The sequence below is a fragment of the Granulicella sibirica genome (assembly GCF_004115155.1).
Taxonomy (GTDB): Bacteria; Acidobacteriota; Terriglobia; order Terriglobales; family Acidobacteriaceae; genus Edaphobacter; species Edaphobacter sibiricus.
In genome coordinates this window covers 1,665,282-1,683,376 of sequence record NZ_RDSM01000001.1, presented here as the reverse complement: position 1 = coordinate 1,683,376, position 18,095 = coordinate 1,665,282, and the positions used below count along the sequence as shown (strand labels likewise).

Genomic DNA, 18,095 nt, shown 5'->3' with positions numbered 1-18,095 from the left:
CAGCGGCGTTGCATGCCGGAGGAATACCGAACAAATCAGGGACGCGGCGGCACAAAGCCTCAGGAGAATCAGTGCCACACCTGGGACACCGGAGGGAAAGGATGAAAAAAGTCTCTGCACCGAACGAAGTTAGTTCACGATGGAGAGAGGTTCTATCCCGTCCTGGCCTGCAAACAGTAGCCCTTTCGAGCCACTCTATGTACGGCGGCAAGAGACTACACTTGATCCGTCGGCGTCAGGTCCAACATTCTTCCCAATGAGAAATCTCTGCGCAGCCCGGAGATGTCGAAGAAAGGTGTTGACCGCGCTCGCCGTGTGCATGCTGGCCGCTGCGCTGCATGCGCAGACTGATGCCCGTCCTCCTGTTCCGTTCGACGATCAATATCACAAGTCTTGGTCGGTGCGTGAGGGGGTGCCTCCGGGTCTTTGGCAGACGAAACAGACAACGGATGGATTTCTCTGGCTTGCCTCTGAGAACGGCCTCTATCGTTTCGATGGCATCACCTTCACAAAGTACCAGCCACCGCCAGGTCAGAAGCTTCTGAAAGATGGCCCAATAACAGCCATCACGACAACTACGGATAATGGTCTTTGGATTGCGTACAGATTCGGGGGCGCGAGTTCGATTCGGAATGGAGTTGTCACCAACTACCTAGCCTCTCGTGAGTTCTCTGAAACGGTCTACACGCTGGCTCAGGACCGTGATGGCGTCCTATGGGGAGCAACGTCGATCGGTCTATTCCGTTTCGACGGTAAGCGCTGGAGCCATGTGGATGAGTCCTGGGGACCAAGGATCAGCCATGTCGATCACCTGAGGTTGATGACGAACGGTGAGCTCTGGGTCGATGACGGCAAGACCTATTATGTCCTGCCAGGCGGCGGCAAGCGATTTCAAGAGACCGGCCTGCCAAATGGCAAGCTCGTTCTTACCGGCGATGACATGGGTTGGATATCCCGCGACGATATCGGCCTTTTTCCCATCTTCCGTGGAATCGGCAACCGTTGGTCGCTTGGCAAGCAACTCCTGAAGGAAAACATCTCTTCGATCACGTACGCACCAAATGGATCTCTATGGTTCGGCGCCCATGATGGTATCTGGCGCATACGAAACATCAACAATTTTGCGATGAGGTCCTTGCCTGCCGATGCACTGCAGTCGTTTCAGAAAGCGGATGGTTTGTCGGCCGACTTCGTTTACGCTCTCACGATCGATCAGGAAGGAAGTATGTGGGCCGTCACACCTAAGGGGCTTGACCAGTTCCGGAAGACGGCTCTGACCAACGTGGCGCTGCCGTTTGAGATGCCGCAGCCGCTCATGCTGGATGAAGGCAAAAGCGTGTTGATCGGAACGGGCTTCAAGACAAGAGTCATGCTCGCGCGATTGTCTCCTCGCGGGCTGGAACCAATTCCTACTCCATTGCTGACGTCAGGCATACACCAGATGTTTCGCGATCCACGCGGCACGGTATGGCTCAATGCTGATGGAAAATCTGTTCGCCTGAACGGGGCTACAAGCACAGCTGTGCAAGGGCCTGCGGACATCTCCGAAGGCGAGTTCAAGATTCGTTCCATCACAACGGATGCGGCCGGATCGTTGTGGGTGTCGATCCTCTCCAACGGACCAGATTTGATCTATACGCTTCGCGATGGCATCTGGACACGGTTTCACGGTCTTGACGATGCCGGTAGCTTTCAAGCTACCAGCATGATGACCGACCATGTAGGACGTGTCTGGATCGCGACGGGGGCATCCCGCATCTTCATGATTGAGGACGGCAAAGCACGCAGCTTTGATCGACAGCAAGGGGTCGACAGTGGAGGCACCACACTGCTCTTCGAACATGGCGATCATGTCTGGGTCGGTGGCACAGACAATCTGGACTACTTCTCGGATGGTCGCTTCCGCAGAATTTCTTCTGAGGACGGATCCCAGCTTCCGGGCGTAACCGGGGTTGAGGAAACATCCAATGGCGACGTCTGGATGAACTCTGCCAGAGGCATCGTGCATATGACTTCGCTCGACTTACGAAACGGACTGCGCGAAGAGCGACCTTGGGTCCATGCAACCATACTCGACTATCTGGATGGAGGCTTTGAATCTCCCAGGGTAAGTTCGCAGGCTTCTACCACGGCTCTCACGTTCGACGGCCTGATTTATTTTGTAAGCCGCCAAGGCGTCATGTCCATCGATCCATCCCACACCGACACCAATAGAATCCTCCCGGGGATCGCCATTACATCGGCGGTTGCCGATCGGCGCAGGTATGACAATCCAGTGGCAATCGACTTGGATAAGGGATCGCAGAATCTTCAGATCAACTACACCGCATCCAGCCTGCTGATTCCAGAACGCGTGCATTTCCGTTATAAGCTCGAGGGATTCGATAAGGATTGGCTGGACGTGGGAACACGACGTCAGGCGTTTTATACGCACCTGCCCCCAGGACGGTATGCCTTCCTCGTCATAGCGAGTAACAATGACGGCGTGTGGAGTAAGGCACCGGCGCGCTGGGACTTCTCTCTGCCTCCTACCTTCGTGCAGAGCGTCTGGTTCAAATTGCTATGCGTGGCCGCTTCGCTCGGTGTGTTGTCGTTCCTCTTTCTGCTACGTCTGCGAAGCCTGACCGCGCGCATGCAGCAGCGCCTTTATGAACGGCTCGCAGAGCGTGAACGCATCGCCCGTGATCTGCATGACACCTTCTTCCAGGGCATCCAAGGACTTTTTCTGCGAGTCAACACCGGCACTGCCATGCTGCCGGCCAATGAACCAGCACGCCGGATCCTCGTCGATGCGCTGGAGCAGTCGGATCGAGTCATGGCGGAAGGCAGGGAGTTAGTGCTGGATCTGCGCGCGGACGATACCGTCACCGCAAACCTTGCCGAGGATCTGTCGCGCGTCGATCCACAGTCATTCGGCGTAGCCGCGCCGGCTTATCAAGTCACTGCGGTCGGACAGGTTCGCAGGCTGCACCCAGTGTCGAGTTCCGAGCTTCTGCGCATTGGGCTGGAAGCGGTTCATAACGCGTTCAAACACGCCAACGCGACTGCCGTTGAGGTAGAGATTCTTTACGAAAAGGACTTTCTCAAGATGAGAATTCGTGACGATGGACAGGGCATCGATGAAATCGTCATTCGCGATGGCCGCCGTCCGGGCCACCTCGGTTTGATCGGCATGAATGAACGCGCTGAGCGAATCGGCGCGCGGTACAGCCTGTGGAGTAAGCGAGGCCAAGGTACCGAAATCGAAGTGGAAGTGCCTGCGAAGATTGCATACGCCGCACGAGGAGGTTACAAGCGATGACCGAGCTCCACGTGATTCGGGTACTTATTGTCGATGACCATCCCCTCATGCGCTCCGGTATCGCGGGTGAAATCAATGCACAACACGACATGAAAGTCGTCGCCGAAGCCAGCGATGGCGAAGAAGCGGTCGCGGCGTATCGCGTGCACCGGCCCGATGTAACACTCATGGACATCCGCATGCCTGGCGTGAGCGGCATTGAAGCTATCACGCGCATCCGTGCCGACTTCCCCACATCCAGGTTTGTGATCCTGACCTCTTCCGCAGGCGATGTACAGGCAGTGCGAGCGTTTCAAGCGGGCGCGACCGGATACCTGCTGAAGAATCTGTTGCGAACAGAACTCATCGAAACCATCCGACTGGTGCATGCAGGCAAGAGAAAGATGCCTCCTGAGATTGCTCAGCAAATTGCCGAACACTCTCTGGAAGATACAGTCACCGCGAGAGAGCTAGAAGTTCTTCGCGGAGTCTCGAGAGGCAGGTCCAACAAGATCATCGCGGATGACCTTTGCATCTCAGAGCACACGGTGAAGAACCATATCAAGAGCATCCTGTCGAAGCTCGATGCCAGCGACCGGACCGATGCGGTGGTCATCGGTATAAGAAGAGGCTACATAGAAGCGTGAATCGTAGCGTTCCCGGCATGTGACTCTATTGAGCTATCTGCGAAAGGGCCGAACGAGACTTACGCATACCACTGGGGGCCTCTACCTTCGTTGTAAGGATTGGCAATGCGCTGTTCATCGCATAGCTGGCCCTAACCGAAAGGACATCCATGCCACTCTCTCGTTCTCATGCCGCCGTAGTTGCGAAAGTCGCATTCATAGCCGCGTTCGTTGTCCCAGTCAACACATTTGCACAGAAGCCGGCGATGCCAGCCGTCCACAACATTGTGCTTGTGCATGGCGCGTGGGCTGACGGATCGAGTTGGTCCAAACTCATTCCTCTGCTTGAGGCGAAAGGCCTGCACGTGGTCTGCGTCCAGAATCCTCTTACCTCGCTTGCGGATGATGTAGCCGCAACCAAGCGCGCGATCGACGCACAGGATGGCCCGGTGCTACTCGTCGGACACTCTTATGGCGGAGTCGTCATCACCGAAGCAGGTACTAACGATAAGGTGGCGGGCCTCGTTTACGTTGCGGCCTTTGCGCCTGACAAGGGCGAGTCCGCTGGCAGCGAAGGCAAGCCGTACGGACCTACGCCGGGGATCGGCGAATTGCGGCCCATCGGAGATGGCTTCCTCGTCCTGACGCCGAAGGGCGTTGAGGAGGACTTCGGTCCGGACCTTTCTGCGGCTGAGCGATCCATCCTCACTGCAACGCAAACACCCACGCAAGGTGCGGCCTTGGGAGCAACGGTCACATTGCCCGCGTGGCGCACCAGACCGACATGGTTTATCGTCGCAGCCAACGATCGCATGATTGCTCCTGACCAGGAACGCGCCTCGGCCAAACTCATGAAGGCGAAGACGCTTACACTTCAGAGCTGCCACGTGCCGATGTTATCCAGGCCGTCAGAGGTGGCGGAGTTCATCATCGACGCTGCTCAGGGAACGACAGCAGTGGCCGACACACACTGAAGCTATGAGGCCGCATCGGATGGTGCGGCCTCCGCAGTGCTTTCCTGCTGTAACTGAGACCGCGTCGTAAGCGCATGCAACGGAGAGACGAATCATCACTTGGCGATGGCACTGTGGACCTTCAATTTCGCACCAATATCCTGTGCCTTCGATTCATGTTTGCAGGGCCTCAATGTCCTGCGAGAGCCCTAGCTCACTAGGTAAGCGAGTCGATGCCTGCGCCCTCTTCGATGACTAAAGGGGGCGACCTACCGTTCCACTCGGCAATCGGCGTATGACTGCCCCGAAGGTAGGAAGTCATACCTCATGACCGGAAGGGCGTACCACATGAGTGCTCGCAGGTATTCATTTTGATCAGAGATACCGGTGCCTTTACGGCTACTAGGATCGTCGTTCCGTCAAATTACAGAGAACGGTGAGGGGCGTTCTCGGTGACGTAGCCGCGGCTTTCGCCAGTACGACGAATGCCGGTCACGACAGCCGTCAGTCGGATTGACGACAAATCGCCGAGTCACGTTTCGAGGATGAGCCTGTCTGGAAATGCGCATTGGCCTGTTCTCTCAACTTGAGAACGCCTCGCAAGAAATTGCTTCCGGGAAGCCGACCTGCAAGGAAACGATTGGGCTAATGAGTTTCACCAAGCTTCCTTTGGCAAGAATGCGGTTGAGTCAAGGCTGTGAGCAGCGCTAACGCTACAAATACCGCAAGGAAGGCCAGCAAGCTACCTTCCGGACCTACGGACCCGCCTGTGATTAGGGTCGTACCGTGCGGCAGAAAGTCAAAGACGTGTCCCTCGTCCAGGTATCCGCTGCCGGCGGCCCCGAACAGAGGCGCACTGATCCAGTTCCACCCGGTATGGTATCCCACGGACCACCAAAGGGACTGCGTGCGGAAGACGGCATACGCGAGTAAAGCACCTTGAAGAAAGAGTCGTAAGAGCCATACGCGGCTTGCTCCCGGATTATGCAGGTGTAGGCCGGAAAACATGAGCCCAGACACGAGAATCGCTCCCCTCCAGCCCAAAAAGCGCTCTGCTGTCGTCAGGATGACGGCACGCCCAAGAATCTCCTCGCCGAGAGCTCCAATGAAATCCAGCACCAGCCAGCAAGAGCCGTTACCGAGCGCGCTAGCAAAGCTCTGTCCTGAAGAGGCAACACTTGCTGATCCAAGCCCCCAAATTCCAAGCATTGTCGCGAGCATGACAGATAACCCTGTGGCGAGACCGAGCAAGAGATGGAGGAACCATTTCCGATCGCGGAACGGGAAACCGGTTAGGCGACGGCCCAAGAGCATGCAGACACCAGCCCAAAGCAGAAGATCCCAAAGCAGCCTAATGAGCATCTGCGTTCCGTAAGAGCCCTGTCCCAGAGTGTCTGCTGGTGGATGGTGAATACCAAACGCGTGCACGATCGGGCGAAAAACAGAATTGCTGATCGGAGCTTCCAAATATGTGCTGACGGCCAGCAAAAGGATGGCACACCAGGCACGAGGATCCCGCCAGCCGCTTAGACCTTCGTTTGTCACACGCATCTGCAGATTCTAACTGCCTGCAGCACGGCAGGGCGTCGCCCAGATGAGTGCATAATCGCCAAGGCGCTCACCGAGAGGCTCTTCAGGCTTTGTTGCGCAAACGAACGTATACGCAAGTCGACGCCTACCGGGCGAGGTCCCGTATTCTGTGTCGCAAAAAGCTGTTGCGATTGCTTTCTTATTGGCGACCGGTTTGTGCAACGAAGGCTTACCGTACGATTTTTGACGTTTGATGTAGCAACCCCTAAAAGCTTACCGATAGACAGAGCATCCCCTGCGCTCCAGATCCGTCTGCCATGGAGTCGGCTCTAGGGAACTTGGAGTGCCCGGCTTCTTTTGTACCAGTGGAGTTGATACAAACTGGGATCAAAGGAGCGAAATATGGCACGAGGGAAGAAGCATAGTCCTGAGCAGGTCGTGAACCTGTTGCGGCAGATTGAAGTGGCGATCGCGAACGGGAAGTCGACTTCATTGGCTTGTAAAGAAGCGTTGATCACGGACCAGACGTACTACCGGTGGCGCAAGGAGTATGGCGGACTGCAGGTAGACCAGGCTCGGCGATTGAAGGAGCTCGAGCAGGAAAACGCCAAGCTGAAGCGCATCGTAGCCAACCTGAGCCTTGAGAAGCTGGTGTTGAAGGACATCGCGGAGGGAAATTTCTAAGCCCTGAGCGACGTCGCTGTGCGGTAAACCATGCGCGACAGGTGCATGGGCTGAGCGAGCGGCATGCGTGCCTTGTGGTGAAACAGCCACGAGGCACGCAGCGCTATCGGCCAACACAGCGAGACGACGAAGATACGCTCACCCAGGCCATCGTGACCCTAGCCAGTCAATATGGCCGCTATGGTTATCGCCGCATTACAGCTCTGCTGAGGCACGCGGGCTGGCATGTCGGCAAGGACCGGGTGGAACGAATCTGGCGTCGCGAGGGGCTTAAGGTTCCACAGAAGCAGAAGCCAAGAGGCCGCTTATGGCTCAACGATGGCTCGTGCGTGCGCTTGCGTCCCGAGCATGTCAACCATGTCTGGAGCTACGACTTCGTGAGCGCAAAGACATACGACGGAAGGACGGTCCGGATGCTGAACCTGATCGACGAACACACCAGAGAAAGCTTGCTTGTACGTCCGGAGCGGCGCTGGTCGAGCGCGAAGGTGATCGAGGCGTTGGCTGATGTGATGGTGATCAAAGGAGTACCGCAACACATACGTTCAGACAACGGCCCTGAGTTCGTAGCCCGCGACCTGCGCAAATGGCTTGCAAACACGGGTGCAAAGACACTCTACATCGAGCCGGGCAGCCCGTGGGAAAACGGCTACTGCGAGAGCTTCAACTCGAAGCTGCGTGACGAGTTCCTCAACGGCGAGATCTTCTACTCCATGAAGGAGATCAGGATCCTGGCCGAACGTTGGCGGGTTCACTACAACACCGTCCGGCCACACTCCTCGCTGGGCTATCGACCACCAGCACCGGAGTCATGGCAGACCGAAATCAAAACAAGGTATGGAGAAGTGGAAAGCAAAATGCGCTTCCCACTTCCCCACACCCTCGACGGCGGCTACTTGATCTCAAAAGAAGCTGCGCTACACTGACACTCCACGGTACAAAAGATCGGGCAGACCATGGGAGTATTCTCCATAGGAGTTGGATCTAAGCTCGAATCGCGAGCGTTGTCGAGACTCAGCCTCTAATAAGGCCGGATCGAACCGAGCACATTTATTGCCTATGCGGGTACCTAATGATCGAAGTGACGAGCACTACAAAATGCGGCGCTTGCAGAGACGGCGTCCAGAGTCCTTTCCCATTCACTATGGCGTTCCAGCCAATCGTGGACGTTGATACGAAAAAGTCTACGCATACGAGGCACTGGTGCGCGGGCCGAAGGGTGAATCGGCTTACTCTGTACTGAGCCAAGTCACCGATCAAAACAAGTATGCCTTCGACCAGAACTGCCGCGTGGCTGCGATCATGCTGGCCTCCCAGCTGCGCTTAGCAGAAAGCGGAGCGAGGCTTTCAATCAACTTCATGCCGGGAGCTGTATACAGTCCGGCTGCCTGCATTCAACTAACGCTCGCGACAGCGCGAAAGTGTGGTTTTCCAGTGGATCGCCTAATCTTCGAGATAACCGAGAACGAGAGGGTCAAGGACAAGGCACACCTTCGAAGCATTGTTGAGGAGTACCGGCGGCAAGGTTTCAAGGTTGCGCTGGACGATTTTGGGAGTGGTTACTCGGAGTTGAACCTGCTGGTCGATTTACCAATCGATTACCTGAAGCTTGACATCGATCTCGTCAAGAACGTGCATCAGCGTCCATCAGCTCTCCTGATCGTGAAGTCCATCGTAGCGCTCACAAAGGCCTTGGGGATGGAGATGCTCGCTGAAGGCGTCGAGACGTTCGAAGAATTCGAAACACTGCGGGATTGTGGTGTTCGGCTCATGCAGGGCTATCTCTTTGCGAAGCCGGCGTTCGAGAAGCTACCACCTGTCAGTTGGCCCGAAGAGTCTTCAACGCAGCGAGTTGAGTCTTCGGCAGTTCAAATGGACTACACAGCGGCGTAAGTCGTTGCCCGTTCCGATTTTCGGCGTCAACGAAATGGTTAGCGTACTTTGTGGTCCGAATTCTGAAGGGGACCTACAGGTGTGCCGTTTCTGGCTGTACAACGCTGACGCGCTGAAAGCGGTCACTAGTTGTTCATCATCGGGAACCCCGTAACAACGATCCGAAGCGGATGATTACTTTGTGTCTGGCTTGCCACGCAAGATCACGCGGATCCTATTTCCGGATGAGGGTTAGCCCGAGCGGCTTCGCATTCTCTGGCGAGAATAACACCCGAAAGCAAAAGACCAGAAGTTCCTGGACTTCACGGCCCAAGAGAAGGGGCGCGAAACGCTGCAAGTATTTGCTGATAATCCCGAGTAATCTACCGCGTTAGCCTGTCAACAGGATAACCCGATACCCTAATAGATTTTCAGAGTCTGAGCATCCGAGCTACAACGGTTAGCCTAACCGGTCATGAGGGCGGTCTTTAGAACGCCGGTCCGCTCCCGGCTAGCTTCTGAAAATGTCGGCGTGGGCTGTTCCGGATGACATGGAAGGCAAATCCGAAACTGGGTACCGCGATCCTCTGGCTTCGTAGAACTCATGAGTTCGATCTGGCCGCCGTGCCTGGCGATGATCTCTGCACTGATCGACAGGCCAAGCCCTGTTCCAGCGGCGCCTTTGGTAGTGAAGAAGGGCTCAAAGATTCGCTGCTTCGTCTCTTCGGAGATTCCGCATCCCGTGTCCGCAACGCTGATTTCTAGCGTATCTTCTCGCTTTCTCAACACGAGTCGCAGAATCCCTCCCGTGGGCATGGCGTCCGTCGCATTGCCGACGAGATTGGCAAGCACCTGGCGAATCTCCCCGGCTCTGCAGAGGACTAGCGGAAGGTCTGGCTCCCAGAATCGCTCAACGTGGATCTGAGCCCTATCCATTTTGGCTTGAAAGAGAACAATAGCGGTCTCAAGGAGATCCGTTACGTCAACGAGTTCAGGAGCACTCTGCTGTCGATAGAACTTTAGAGTGTGGGTCGTTATCTCAGAGATGCGGTTCACTTCGCTCTGGGCCTGTCCCAAGTACTCCTGACGGCAGGCTTCGTTCTTTTCATCCTTCATCAAGTAGAGAAGATTGATTACTGCTTCGAGCGGATTATTGATCTCATGAGCGATTGAGGCTGCGATCTTGCCTGCGGTCGCAAGCCGTTCGGCTTGTCTGCTTGCGTCCTCGGCCTGAACTCTAGCCTCATGAGCGAGCTGCATCCAGCGGCTGCTGCGGTGATAGCTCAAGATTAGGAGACCGAACGCGAATACGAACACATTGATCGTCCCGATTCTTCCCAACACTGGTCCGCTCATGTTTGTGAGCGTCTGGATTGATCGGATGCCCTTGGGCAGCATCATGGCGTGCATGGCCGTGAAATGGGCAAGGCAAATTCCAACTCCGAGCGTGGTGGCACCGAGACCACGCGAAGCCATTCTGGCTCCGTCGTAGTTCCGCGAACTCAATAAGCTAAGCGATCCATAGCTCAAGAGAACTGCGATACAGAAAGAAGCGGTAAGCCAGGGTATGCTCCATTGAGCTTCGGGTGCGAAGTGGAGTGCGATCATTCCAGCCATATGCATCCCGGTGATCCCGCCGGCCAGAAAGAGTGAGGCTATCGCTCTGTTTACGCGCGACCCGGGCGACGGGCGGCTAATGAGGTTGAGCGCTAACCACGACCCCAAGACTGCCAGGAGAACTGACCCGAAGATAATCCGCGTGTCGTAGAAGCGTCGGAACCCAGCATGCCAGCCCAAAAGGCTGTGAAAGTGGGTGGACCAGATTCCCACGCCGAGTGTGAGGCTTCCTAACGTGATCCAAAGTTGTCGCTTCTCACTTTGCTCCCTATGTCCTACCGCCTCGAATGCCACAAAAGCTGAAATCGAAGCGATCAGGCAGGAAAGGAGTGCCCGCGTCCAGTCAAAGGAATCGTTCATGATTACCTCTTGAAATGCATCTGCTCGCGACGTGCATGTTCGAGAATATGCCCCTCGACGGGTGCTCTGTCATCCCGCCACTACCACAACAGTTGTAGCCAGCTAGAAGTCCTATCGGATCACAGAAGTGAAGGCTCCCACTACTGGGAGCCTTACGGTCTTTGGGCGGGAGTCGGTTTGCGGAAGGGGGAAGCCAGAACCGAGGGAACGGAAAGTTCGGCAACGTACTTTCAGTAGGACGCTATCCCTCTGGAAACGTTGTGTCTTAGTGATCGAGCTGGGAGAGTAGGCCTACAGGCCTCGAGAACAATGCGCTTCGATTAGACTTTAGGTATGCCGAAAGCTTCCATGACAACAAAGAAAACACCAGCGAAGAAGGCTGCTTCCTCTGTAGCGGCAGAGGCCAGCACCGTTCCTGCAAGGAAATCTGCAGCGAAGAAGAAGGCAAGCTCAGCGGCGGAACCGGCCCTTGTTGCCCCGACTCAGCACGATATCCAGTTGTTGGCATATTACCTCTGGATACAAAGGGGAAGGCAGCACGGCGGCGACGCGCAAGATTGGTTAAGGGCTGAGCACCAGTTGCAAAATGGCTAGACAGCGATTTGTTGCAAAATCTGTACGTCAACTATGCACCGGTCAATTGCTTGAGCACGAGCTTCCAGCATTGCGACTGAGGTTGCGTGACGGCTAAGGTCAGAGAGTTCCAAGCGACGTGCCTCCGCCCGGAAGCCGTCTCTGTCGCCGGTCCATTTTGAAATCAACTTACGGAGCTGCTCTTCAGTGGCCATGCTGAATTGTACCTACTGTACATAAAAGGCGTTATCAGACCTAAGTGCTGTGTAATCAATTATATAGGTTACCTAAGATGTCTGAAATCAATCTATGAAAATGTCGAAGCCGTCGTCTTGCAAGCGATCGAAGGCGATGTGCTCCTGATCGGCAAAACCAACGAATCTCAAAGCGCTGTGAGGCTGTAGCACGGCTGCTTCGAATTGCGCGATGGCTTTGTCCGAAACACCCAAAGAGCGAAGACACGACAGCACGTCTTGGTGCTCGGAAAAGGTCTTCTCGTCAGAGCTAAGGGTACCGGCACTTCCTAAGGTCGGTGCCCCGGCCACGCGAAGGACGTACTGAGTGAGATTTCCCTCGGGATGAACAACTCGACGCACCGCAAGCCTGCAAATCATGAACACAGGCTAGCATCGCCGTCCTTGGAGCTCCAGGCCCCGCCTATCGTTGCTCTGGCTTACCGGTGCGGACTAGCCCTGAACAGGCGTGTTCCGAGTCAAAAGAGATTCCTGTGCCCGGATATGGCCCTCGAGCCGGTAGAGGAAGCTCAGCGGATCAGAGAGCGGTTCACCTCAACCGTCGTTATCGCTGCCAGCATCATTGCAGCCGTTCGCCTCGCGCGGGATGAGAACATAAGCGGCCCATCGCCACGGCTCATGTCTGTCATTGCGGACTGCGTGGGGCTCGCGAGGCTCATCCTGGAACGGGCGCTGGTGAGAAAATGTGGTTAACGGACAGTGCTGTACGCGGAAAGGCGGTCGCGGATGATTGCGAGTGCAGAATTACTTGACCGATGGACGCTGGACGAGATAGCGGCTTGCGATGAGGGCATGGCGCTGCTCAAAGATTTTGCCCGAACTCACACAGAAGAGTGGAAGATCGTCCTGGCAAGGGGGCTCGTCGATCTGAGGCCCCAGGTCATCGGCGTCTACAGCAGTAGATGGATTGCGTTTGCGGATCATTGCAACGTTTGCGAGAAGTGTAAAGAGTGCTAGACGGCGGGTACAACCTTCTGGGGGTCATCGCACCAAGCCTCGGGCGTTAGGACTCTGTAGAAGGTTAAGCACCTCAGCGGGCGCTACGTGCCGCTTCTAGCGCCTTCACGCGCGCTTTAGTCATGGCGTAGGCGCAGTCGCCCTAGGCGTTGGACTCGCCGGTACCGCCGAGCATGGATGTGCTTTGCAAGCTACAGTCCGTGTCCCTGAATGTGATCCAGGCCCGCTCGGCCGCGACGAGGCGCTTCAGGATTTCCGCGTCGTCCTTGGCTTCATCTGGCTTAGGATGCTTCAGCACTTCGGTCCAGGCCTGGTAGACATTATTCAGCCGGGCGTCCGCGAACATCTGAGCGACGGAATTACACGCCATGATGTGCATGTTGCTGCTATCTCTGTCCACGCAGGCCTGGAGCTTGGCATCGGTCGCGGCGAACTCCGACGGGTTTTGAGCCACTGCGAGCCCGCAGGTCAGGACGGCGCAAAAGCCGATAAGAATGGATTTCATTGTTGCCCCCCAGGTACTCAGTTTATGCGAAAGCCTTGCAGCATAGACACGTTTGTCGAGCCTCGGCCGACACTGTTAGACCTAGCTGATTGGCCCTGGTGACAGCAATATTGCTGCCACTAAGGGCAATGGGAATCACTAATCGACAGGGATGCGGAGCAACAAGGATGGAGTTGGGCTACGATTCGAGTTGTAGCTCTTTACCGAGTTGCAACGCGAGGCGTTCGGCCTGCTTCAGATACTCGATGACCTTCGCCGAATCCTCGACGGATGCCTTGGCGAGATAGATTAGGTTGACGACGATTTCGAGCGTGTTATTGATCTCGCTCAGAGACGCCGAACGGTTTGTTGGTTGGTTCAACATACTGATCAATCCGATGAGGAATGCTGAAGATCGGTTGGATAGGGAGCCGGTTATGCCTACATTTTCGGGCTTCGGACTTCAAGAACGCATGCTCTAGGATGATCCTTATCCGTCAGCGAGCGTACTGACTAAATGAAAAAAAGCAGGTATGTTACTAGGCTGCGGATCATATAGTTCGCGCGGGGTACGACTCGATGAAGCGGCGAATTTTGAACTATGGACACGACAAATCCTTGCTAGATATCCGGGGCGAACTCGTGCGAAGCGCGGGATTCGACGTCCTTTGTGCCTACACTCGCGAGGAGGTAGAGAAGCTCATTGAGGCTGGACCCGCCGATGCGCTCATTCTCTGCCACACCGTTTCTGCCCAAGAAGATGAAGCTCTGTTGCTCAAGGTAAAAATGCTGCCACACGGGATAAAAACACTCGTTTTGAACGCAAATAAGCACGACGGATTCATTTCCGGGGACGTTCCGACAGTAGATGTCTGGAACGGGCCGGATGCCTTGCTCAAGGCCCTAAGAACCCTTGTCGCCATCCCCTAGAGTCGCTGGACAGCTTCCGCAACAGGTGCTCGATTCAGTTCATACGCTGTCTTTGCCGCTTATCGTTTTGCAGCAACGTCTCGCGATCGCACACATGCGCTTTGTTGGCTTCATGCGCACCACCCGCGCTCTTGTTCCCATTGAGCCGCTAAACCGTTTGCAGGCAAATCAGGCAGATCGAATTGAACGAACCATCGGCTTTTTGTCTGAGCATGGATCGGCCTTTCATAAGGGTTTCCGATGAGCGTTTTGTAAGGTAGCCGACGCCGCAAGAGTCATCTCTCTTTCTGTCGACCGCATTTCTCGTGTCTTCTGTTATTGATGGCGAGTATACGGCACCGCTGTTGGCCTTCGGCCTCATAGCAACTTTGGCTCTTTCGTTCAAAAATGAACGACTTCACCCTTACAACCCTTGGGGATTGATGATGGGATTTCGCTACACGAATGAACGTACTGCATTGCTGACTTGGCCTTTCCCAGCCAGTGCTGTGGGGGTAACGTTGGTCATCTCCGCAATTCTGCTGAGGATAGCAGTCAAAGCGATCGAGCGGCGGGAGTTTTAACACGCACCACTAGCAGAGCCTGCCGATAGCCCGCACCTTACTCGGAGTCAATCGTTACAACGAGTCTAAAACGATTGAACCAGAAACGTCTAATCGGAGACCGGCCTTGTCTTTGCATTCAGATACACTGCGGTTTCGTATACTACAGCTTATTCGTGACGTTTGGTTGTGGTGGGTCCATGAACGGAAGGCGTTGGTCTTTAGCCCGCAGACTGACTGAAGGATAGCGGGTGAGTCCTGGCCGCGTTTCCAACTTTGCAATTACGCATTCCACACGGCTGTAATGACACTATTTTGAAGGCAAAGCCTAAGATGGAGCCGTGGAAATGCCAGAGCGGGGTAGACCCAACATTGCTGTCACCAGGGGCAATCTGTCATCCGGTCAGTTGATCGTAGCCGAGCAGGAGCTGGGCTCCGACCGATTGCGGCCCGAAACGCGGCGGGTCGAGAGGTAAGCGGGTGGTGAGGTCAAGCCGGAAACTGCCATAGGGATTGATGTGACTGTGGGTCATAGGAGTGATGCCTCGCCGGTCGTCTGTGTTGAGGCGGCCGCTCCAGGCGGTTTCGGCCAGTACCTGTTGGATCATGAGGGTATTGATGTAGACGAGCGACAGTTGGATCAGATGGAGACAGAGCATCCCGATCTCCTGATCGTCGATCCGGTTGGTAGCCCTCTCGCCGCCTTTGCCGAAGAAGATGAAGTCGTTGACGTTGTTCCAGTTTTCGATAACGTTCAGACCTTCGTGGATCTCTCGACGCAACTCCAGCGAGTGCAGGTAGCGACAGAGGAAGATGGTCTTGGTCGCCTTTCCCAACTCCGCGAGCGCTTTGTAGACGGGATGCTGCACATTGGCGCGGCGGAAGCGGCGCAGGATGTCTCCGGTGTCGGCGGTGCCCAGTTTCAGCGCAGTCGCATACTTGACCATTTGGTCGTACTGTTGCGCGATCAGCTCCCAGTTGATCGTCCGCGACAGGACCGGCGCAAGGCCGGGGTACTCGGTCGAATCATCCGGCCGGTAGAGCCGTTGCGTTGCGATGGCCTTCAGCCGGGGCAACAGCTCGAAGCCCAGAAGCCTGCAGAAGGCGAAGGCCACTTCGCTCTGGCCGTGGCTGTCGGTGTACTACCTCTGCACCTCCATGTCGGTGCAGTGCCGGAGGACGCCTTCGATCATGGCCGCGACTTCGGAGGAGGAGCACCGCTTGAGCTGTGAGTAGATACAAGCGAATTTGCGGTCGACGTGCCAATAGATCATGACGCCGCGGCCGCCGTTAGGGATGCGGCTAGCCACTGAGGTAGGTTTTGCTCTGATGGCGGAACGGCCGTGGCTGGCGGAGTTTTTGACCATGCACAAAATGCGGCTCTACCAAGCGGAACCCCGCCTTGATCTGCTGGCGCGCGGTTCCTCCGAAGCTCGGTTAGTTCCAACATGAAGTGAGCTCACGACAAATAGCTCTGAAAGCCTACGACAGATAACTTTGAAAACTACAAGCTCTTCTCAATCGGAATATTCTCGAGCGCGATTGCGAGGTCTTTGATTCCGCTGCGAATCTCTCTCGCGCTCACCGCGGCAAACCCCAGGTGTAGTCCCTCGCGCAGGTTCCTGCCCTGGCAGTATCGGCTGAGGGGAGTGACCTCCACCTTTCTCTTTGCCGCCGCAGCAGCTGCAGCTTCGCCGGTCAACCTACCACATAACCAGGCTGCCGTCTGCAGGCCGGCTTCGACACCTGTGATTTCAAGCAGCCCAGCGAGGTGCTTCGCCGCACTCTCCTGCAGAACAGACCGTCGTTCCGCATAGACTTGGCGCATGCGCCGCAGATGCCGGCCGAAATGTCCTTCGGTGATGAAGTCACAAAGCACCGCTTGTTCGAGCAGCGGCGCGTGCCGTTGGGTGATCGAGATGAGTGCAGAGACCGAATCGACGAGGTCGGGCGGGATCACGAGATACCCCAATCTCAGAGATGGAAACAGCACCTTGCTGAAGCTACCGGTGAAGAGAACGACTCCGTGCTGATCGAGTCCCTGTAAGGACGGTACGGGACGCCCTGAGTACCGGAACTCGCTGTCGTAATCATCCTCGAGAATCATTGCCCGCGATTTTGCAGCCCACTCCAGCAACTGCAAACGCCGTGGAAGGCTCATTGTCATTCCCAATGGAAATTGATGGCCCGGCGTGACGTAAACCAGCCGCGTTCCGCGCAGTGCCTGCTTGTGCAGCGTCATGCCGCTGTCATCTGTAGGTGCAAGCGACACCCTGGTGCAGGCAGCCTTGAAGGCCGCTGCCGCACCTGGATATCCAGGATCCTCCATGCAGACCCGATCTCCCGGATTCAGCAGCAATCGTGCCACAAGATCGAGTGACTCCTGAACACCGGAAACGATGGCCACCTGTTCGGGGACACAATGCACACCACGCGAGGGCGTCAGATACGAAGCCACAGCCTCACGAAGTGGCTGGTAGCCCATCGCATCGCAGCCCAACAGGAGATTCATAGAGACACGTCGCAGACGGCTAGATGCGACTTGCGCCCATAATGTGGTGGGAAAGAGATCCAACGCAGGCAAGTTCGTTCGGAATGCACGGCTGGGGCGAAGTTCAAGGTTGGGAAAGAGATCGACACGCTGCGCATAAGTCGACCTCCTTCGCTCCGCCCTTTCGATCGCCGTCGGCTTCGTTCCGCCCTTGGCGCCCACTTCGAGTAGCTCGTCGGGAAGGACACTGCTTACGTAGGTACCGGATCCCACGCCGGCATCGAGATATCCCTCGGCCTTGAGTTGATCGAAACTGTTCATAATGGTGCCGCGCGCGAGACCGTACTGTTTAGCCAACTCCCGTGTCGCTGGCAGTCTTGCGCCCGGACGAAGTCGGCCCTTCACGATCTCGTCCCGCAGAGCTGCGTAGAGCCACTTGTACGCGGGAACTTTGGTATCTCGTTCCGCGATTGTGAGTTCGGATGCAGACGACAATTTGGGCATGATAATGGCCTACCTCAAATATCATAAATGGCACTTGTGAATGTACCAATAGCATTTAATCTCCATACAGAAAGGAGCCCGTCATTGAGTGAAACAGGGTTCAAGGTATTGTTCGGACGCATGGCAATTCTGGTTTCTGTCGCTGCACTGGGCCAAATCGCTCTTGCACAAGCGAAGAGTGGAGCCGCTCCCGTTGGGCCTAAGGCACGCGCAAGAGTTGCGTTTTCTCATCCTTTGCCGGTACTTGATGGCAATCGACTGAAGACGACGGTGCTTGAAGTCAACTATGGCCCCGGCGAATCATCGATGCCTCATAGTCATCCCTGTCCCGTCATCGGCTATGTGACCAGGGGTCGATTCGCACCCAGGTTAAGGGACAGCTCCAAACAATCGCCAGAATGGGTGAAAGTTTCTATGAACCGCCCTACGCCGTTCATC

General features: G+C 55.8%; 14 protein-coding genes and 2 pseudogenes. 8 read left to right on the top strand and 8 right to left on the bottom strand.

Annotated features, from left to right (window positions below):
• Positions 1 to 736 precede the first annotated feature (736 nt).
• Positions 737 to 1,021 (bottom strand): hypothetical protein, encoded by a 285-nt coding sequence (locus GRAN_RS25430; protein ID WP_161570877.1) that lies wholly within the window; start codon positions 1,019 to 1,021, stop codon positions 737 to 739.
• Between the two features lie 294 nt (positions 1,022 to 1,315).
• Between GRAN_RS25430 and GRAN_RS25425 the strand changes: the two genes are divergently transcribed.
• From GRAN_RS25425 to GRAN_RS06990, 3 genes are all read left to right on the top strand, one after another.
• The gene (locus GRAN_RS25425) at positions 1,316 to 3,301 is read left to right on the top strand and encodes a sensor histidine kinase (RefSeq protein WP_161570876.1); all 1,986 of its coding nucleotides are present in this window, start codon (positions 1,316 to 1,318) and stop codon (positions 3,299 to 3,301) included.
• Positions 3,298 to 3,927, top strand: a complete 630-nt coding sequence (locus GRAN_RS06995) for a response regulator (RefSeq protein WP_128912214.1) — start codon at positions 3,298 to 3,300, stop codon at positions 3,925 to 3,927. The genes GRAN_RS25425 and GRAN_RS06995 overlap by 4 nt, the downstream gene beginning before the upstream one ends.
• Positions 3,928 to 4,172: 245 nt before the next feature.
• The gene (locus GRAN_RS06990; protein ID WP_241654381.1) at positions 4,173 to 4,880 is read left to right on the top strand and encodes an alpha/beta fold hydrolase; all 708 of its coding nucleotides are present in this window, start codon (positions 4,173 to 4,175) and stop codon (positions 4,878 to 4,880) included.
• 624 nt (positions 4,881 to 5,504) lie between these two features.
• Here GRAN_RS06990 and GRAN_RS06985 read toward each other — a convergent pair.
• The gene (locus GRAN_RS06985) at positions 5,505 to 6,410 is read right to left on the bottom strand and encodes a CPBP family intramembrane glutamic endopeptidase (RefSeq protein WP_128912212.1); all 906 of its coding nucleotides are present in this window, start codon (positions 6,408 to 6,410) and stop codon (positions 5,505 to 5,507) included.
• Positions 6,411 to 6,791: 381 nt separating this feature from the next.
• Here GRAN_RS06985 and GRAN_RS06980 point away from each other — a divergent pair.
• Together GRAN_RS06980 and GRAN_RS06975 are read left to right on the top strand one after the other, a co-directional pair.
• Positions 6,792 to 7,999 (top strand): IS3 family transposase gene (locus GRAN_RS06980; RefSeq protein ID WP_128912211.1). Its coding sequence is split into 2 segments (ribosomal slippage): positions 6,792 to 7,059 and positions 7,059 to 7,999, totalling 1,209 coding nucleotides; the frame shifts between segments, so codons are not numbered across the junction.
• Positions 8,000 to 8,276: 277 nt separating this feature from the next.
• Positions 8,277 to 8,966 (top strand): EAL domain-containing protein, encoded by a 690-nt coding sequence (locus GRAN_RS06975; protein ID WP_241654380.1) that lies wholly within the window; start codon positions 8,277 to 8,279, stop codon positions 8,964 to 8,966.
• A 444-nt stretch (positions 8,967 to 9,410) separates the two neighbouring features.
• Here the strand turns inward: GRAN_RS06975 and GRAN_RS06970 are convergent, their stop codons facing one another.
• Positions 9,411 to 10,421 carry a sensor histidine kinase gene (locus tag GRAN_RS06970; protein WP_241654379.1) on the bottom strand — a complete coding sequence of 337 codons (1,011 nt, stop codon included), beginning with the start codon at positions 10,419 to 10,421 and terminating at the stop codon, positions 9,411 to 9,413.
• Between the two features lie 27 nt (positions 10,422 to 10,448).
• Positions 10,449 to 10,922: pseudogene (locus tag GRAN_RS26955) on the bottom strand (MHYT domain-containing protein); the annotation flags it as partial.
• Positions 10,923 to 11,270: 348 nt separating this feature from the next.
• On the opposite strand from GRAN_RS26955, the gene GRAN_RS06965 reads away from it, so the two are divergent.
• Together GRAN_RS06965 and GRAN_RS06960 are read left to right on the top strand one after the other, a co-directional pair.
• Positions 11,271 to 11,516, top strand: a complete 246-nt coding sequence (locus GRAN_RS06965) for a DUF2934 domain-containing protein (RefSeq protein WP_128912209.1) — start codon at positions 11,271 to 11,273, stop codon at positions 11,514 to 11,516.
• Positions 11,517 to 12,073: 557 nt separating this feature from the next.
• The gene (locus GRAN_RS06960) at positions 12,074 to 12,442 is read left to right on the top strand and encodes a hypothetical protein (RefSeq protein ID WP_128912208.1); all 369 of its coding nucleotides are present in this window, start codon (positions 12,074 to 12,076) and stop codon (positions 12,440 to 12,442) included.
• Between the two features lie 406 nt (positions 12,443 to 12,848).
• Here the strand turns inward: GRAN_RS06960 and GRAN_RS06950 are convergent, their stop codons facing one another.
• Complete coding sequence (locus GRAN_RS06950) at positions 12,849 to 13,211, bottom strand: lysozyme inhibitor LprI family protein (protein ID WP_128912206.1); 363 nt, start codon at positions 13,209 to 13,211, stop codon at positions 12,849 to 12,851.
• Between the two features lie 178 nt (positions 13,212 to 13,389).
• On the bottom strand, positions 13,390 to 13,575 hold the full coding sequence (locus tag GRAN_RS06945) for a hypothetical protein (RefSeq protein ID WP_128912205.1): 186 nt from the start codon (positions 13,573 to 13,575) through the stop codon (positions 13,390 to 13,392).
• A 194-nt stretch (positions 13,576 to 13,769) separates the two neighbouring features.
• Between GRAN_RS06945 and GRAN_RS06940 the strand changes: the two genes are divergently transcribed.
• Positions 13,770 to 14,120 carry a hypothetical protein gene (locus GRAN_RS06940; protein WP_128912204.1) on the top strand — a complete coding sequence of 117 codons (351 nt, stop codon included), beginning with the start codon at positions 13,770 to 13,772 and terminating at the stop codon, positions 14,118 to 14,120.
• 1,009 nt (positions 14,121 to 15,129) lie between these two features.
• On the opposite strand, the pseudogene GRAN_RS06935 reads toward GRAN_RS06940, so the two are convergent.
• Positions 15,130 to 15,951, bottom strand: a pseudogene (locus tag GRAN_RS06935) (Tn3 family transposase); the annotation flags it as partial.
• A gap of 215 nt (positions 15,952 to 16,166) precedes the next feature.
• Positions 16,167 to 17,657 carry a MocR-like pyridoxine biosynthesis transcription factor PdxR gene (gene pdxR, locus GRAN_RS06930; protein ID WP_128912203.1) on the bottom strand — a complete coding sequence of 497 codons (1,491 nt, stop codon included), beginning with the start codon at positions 17,655 to 17,657 and terminating at the stop codon, positions 16,167 to 16,169.
• Positions 17,658 to 18,095: the final 438 nt, after the last annotated feature.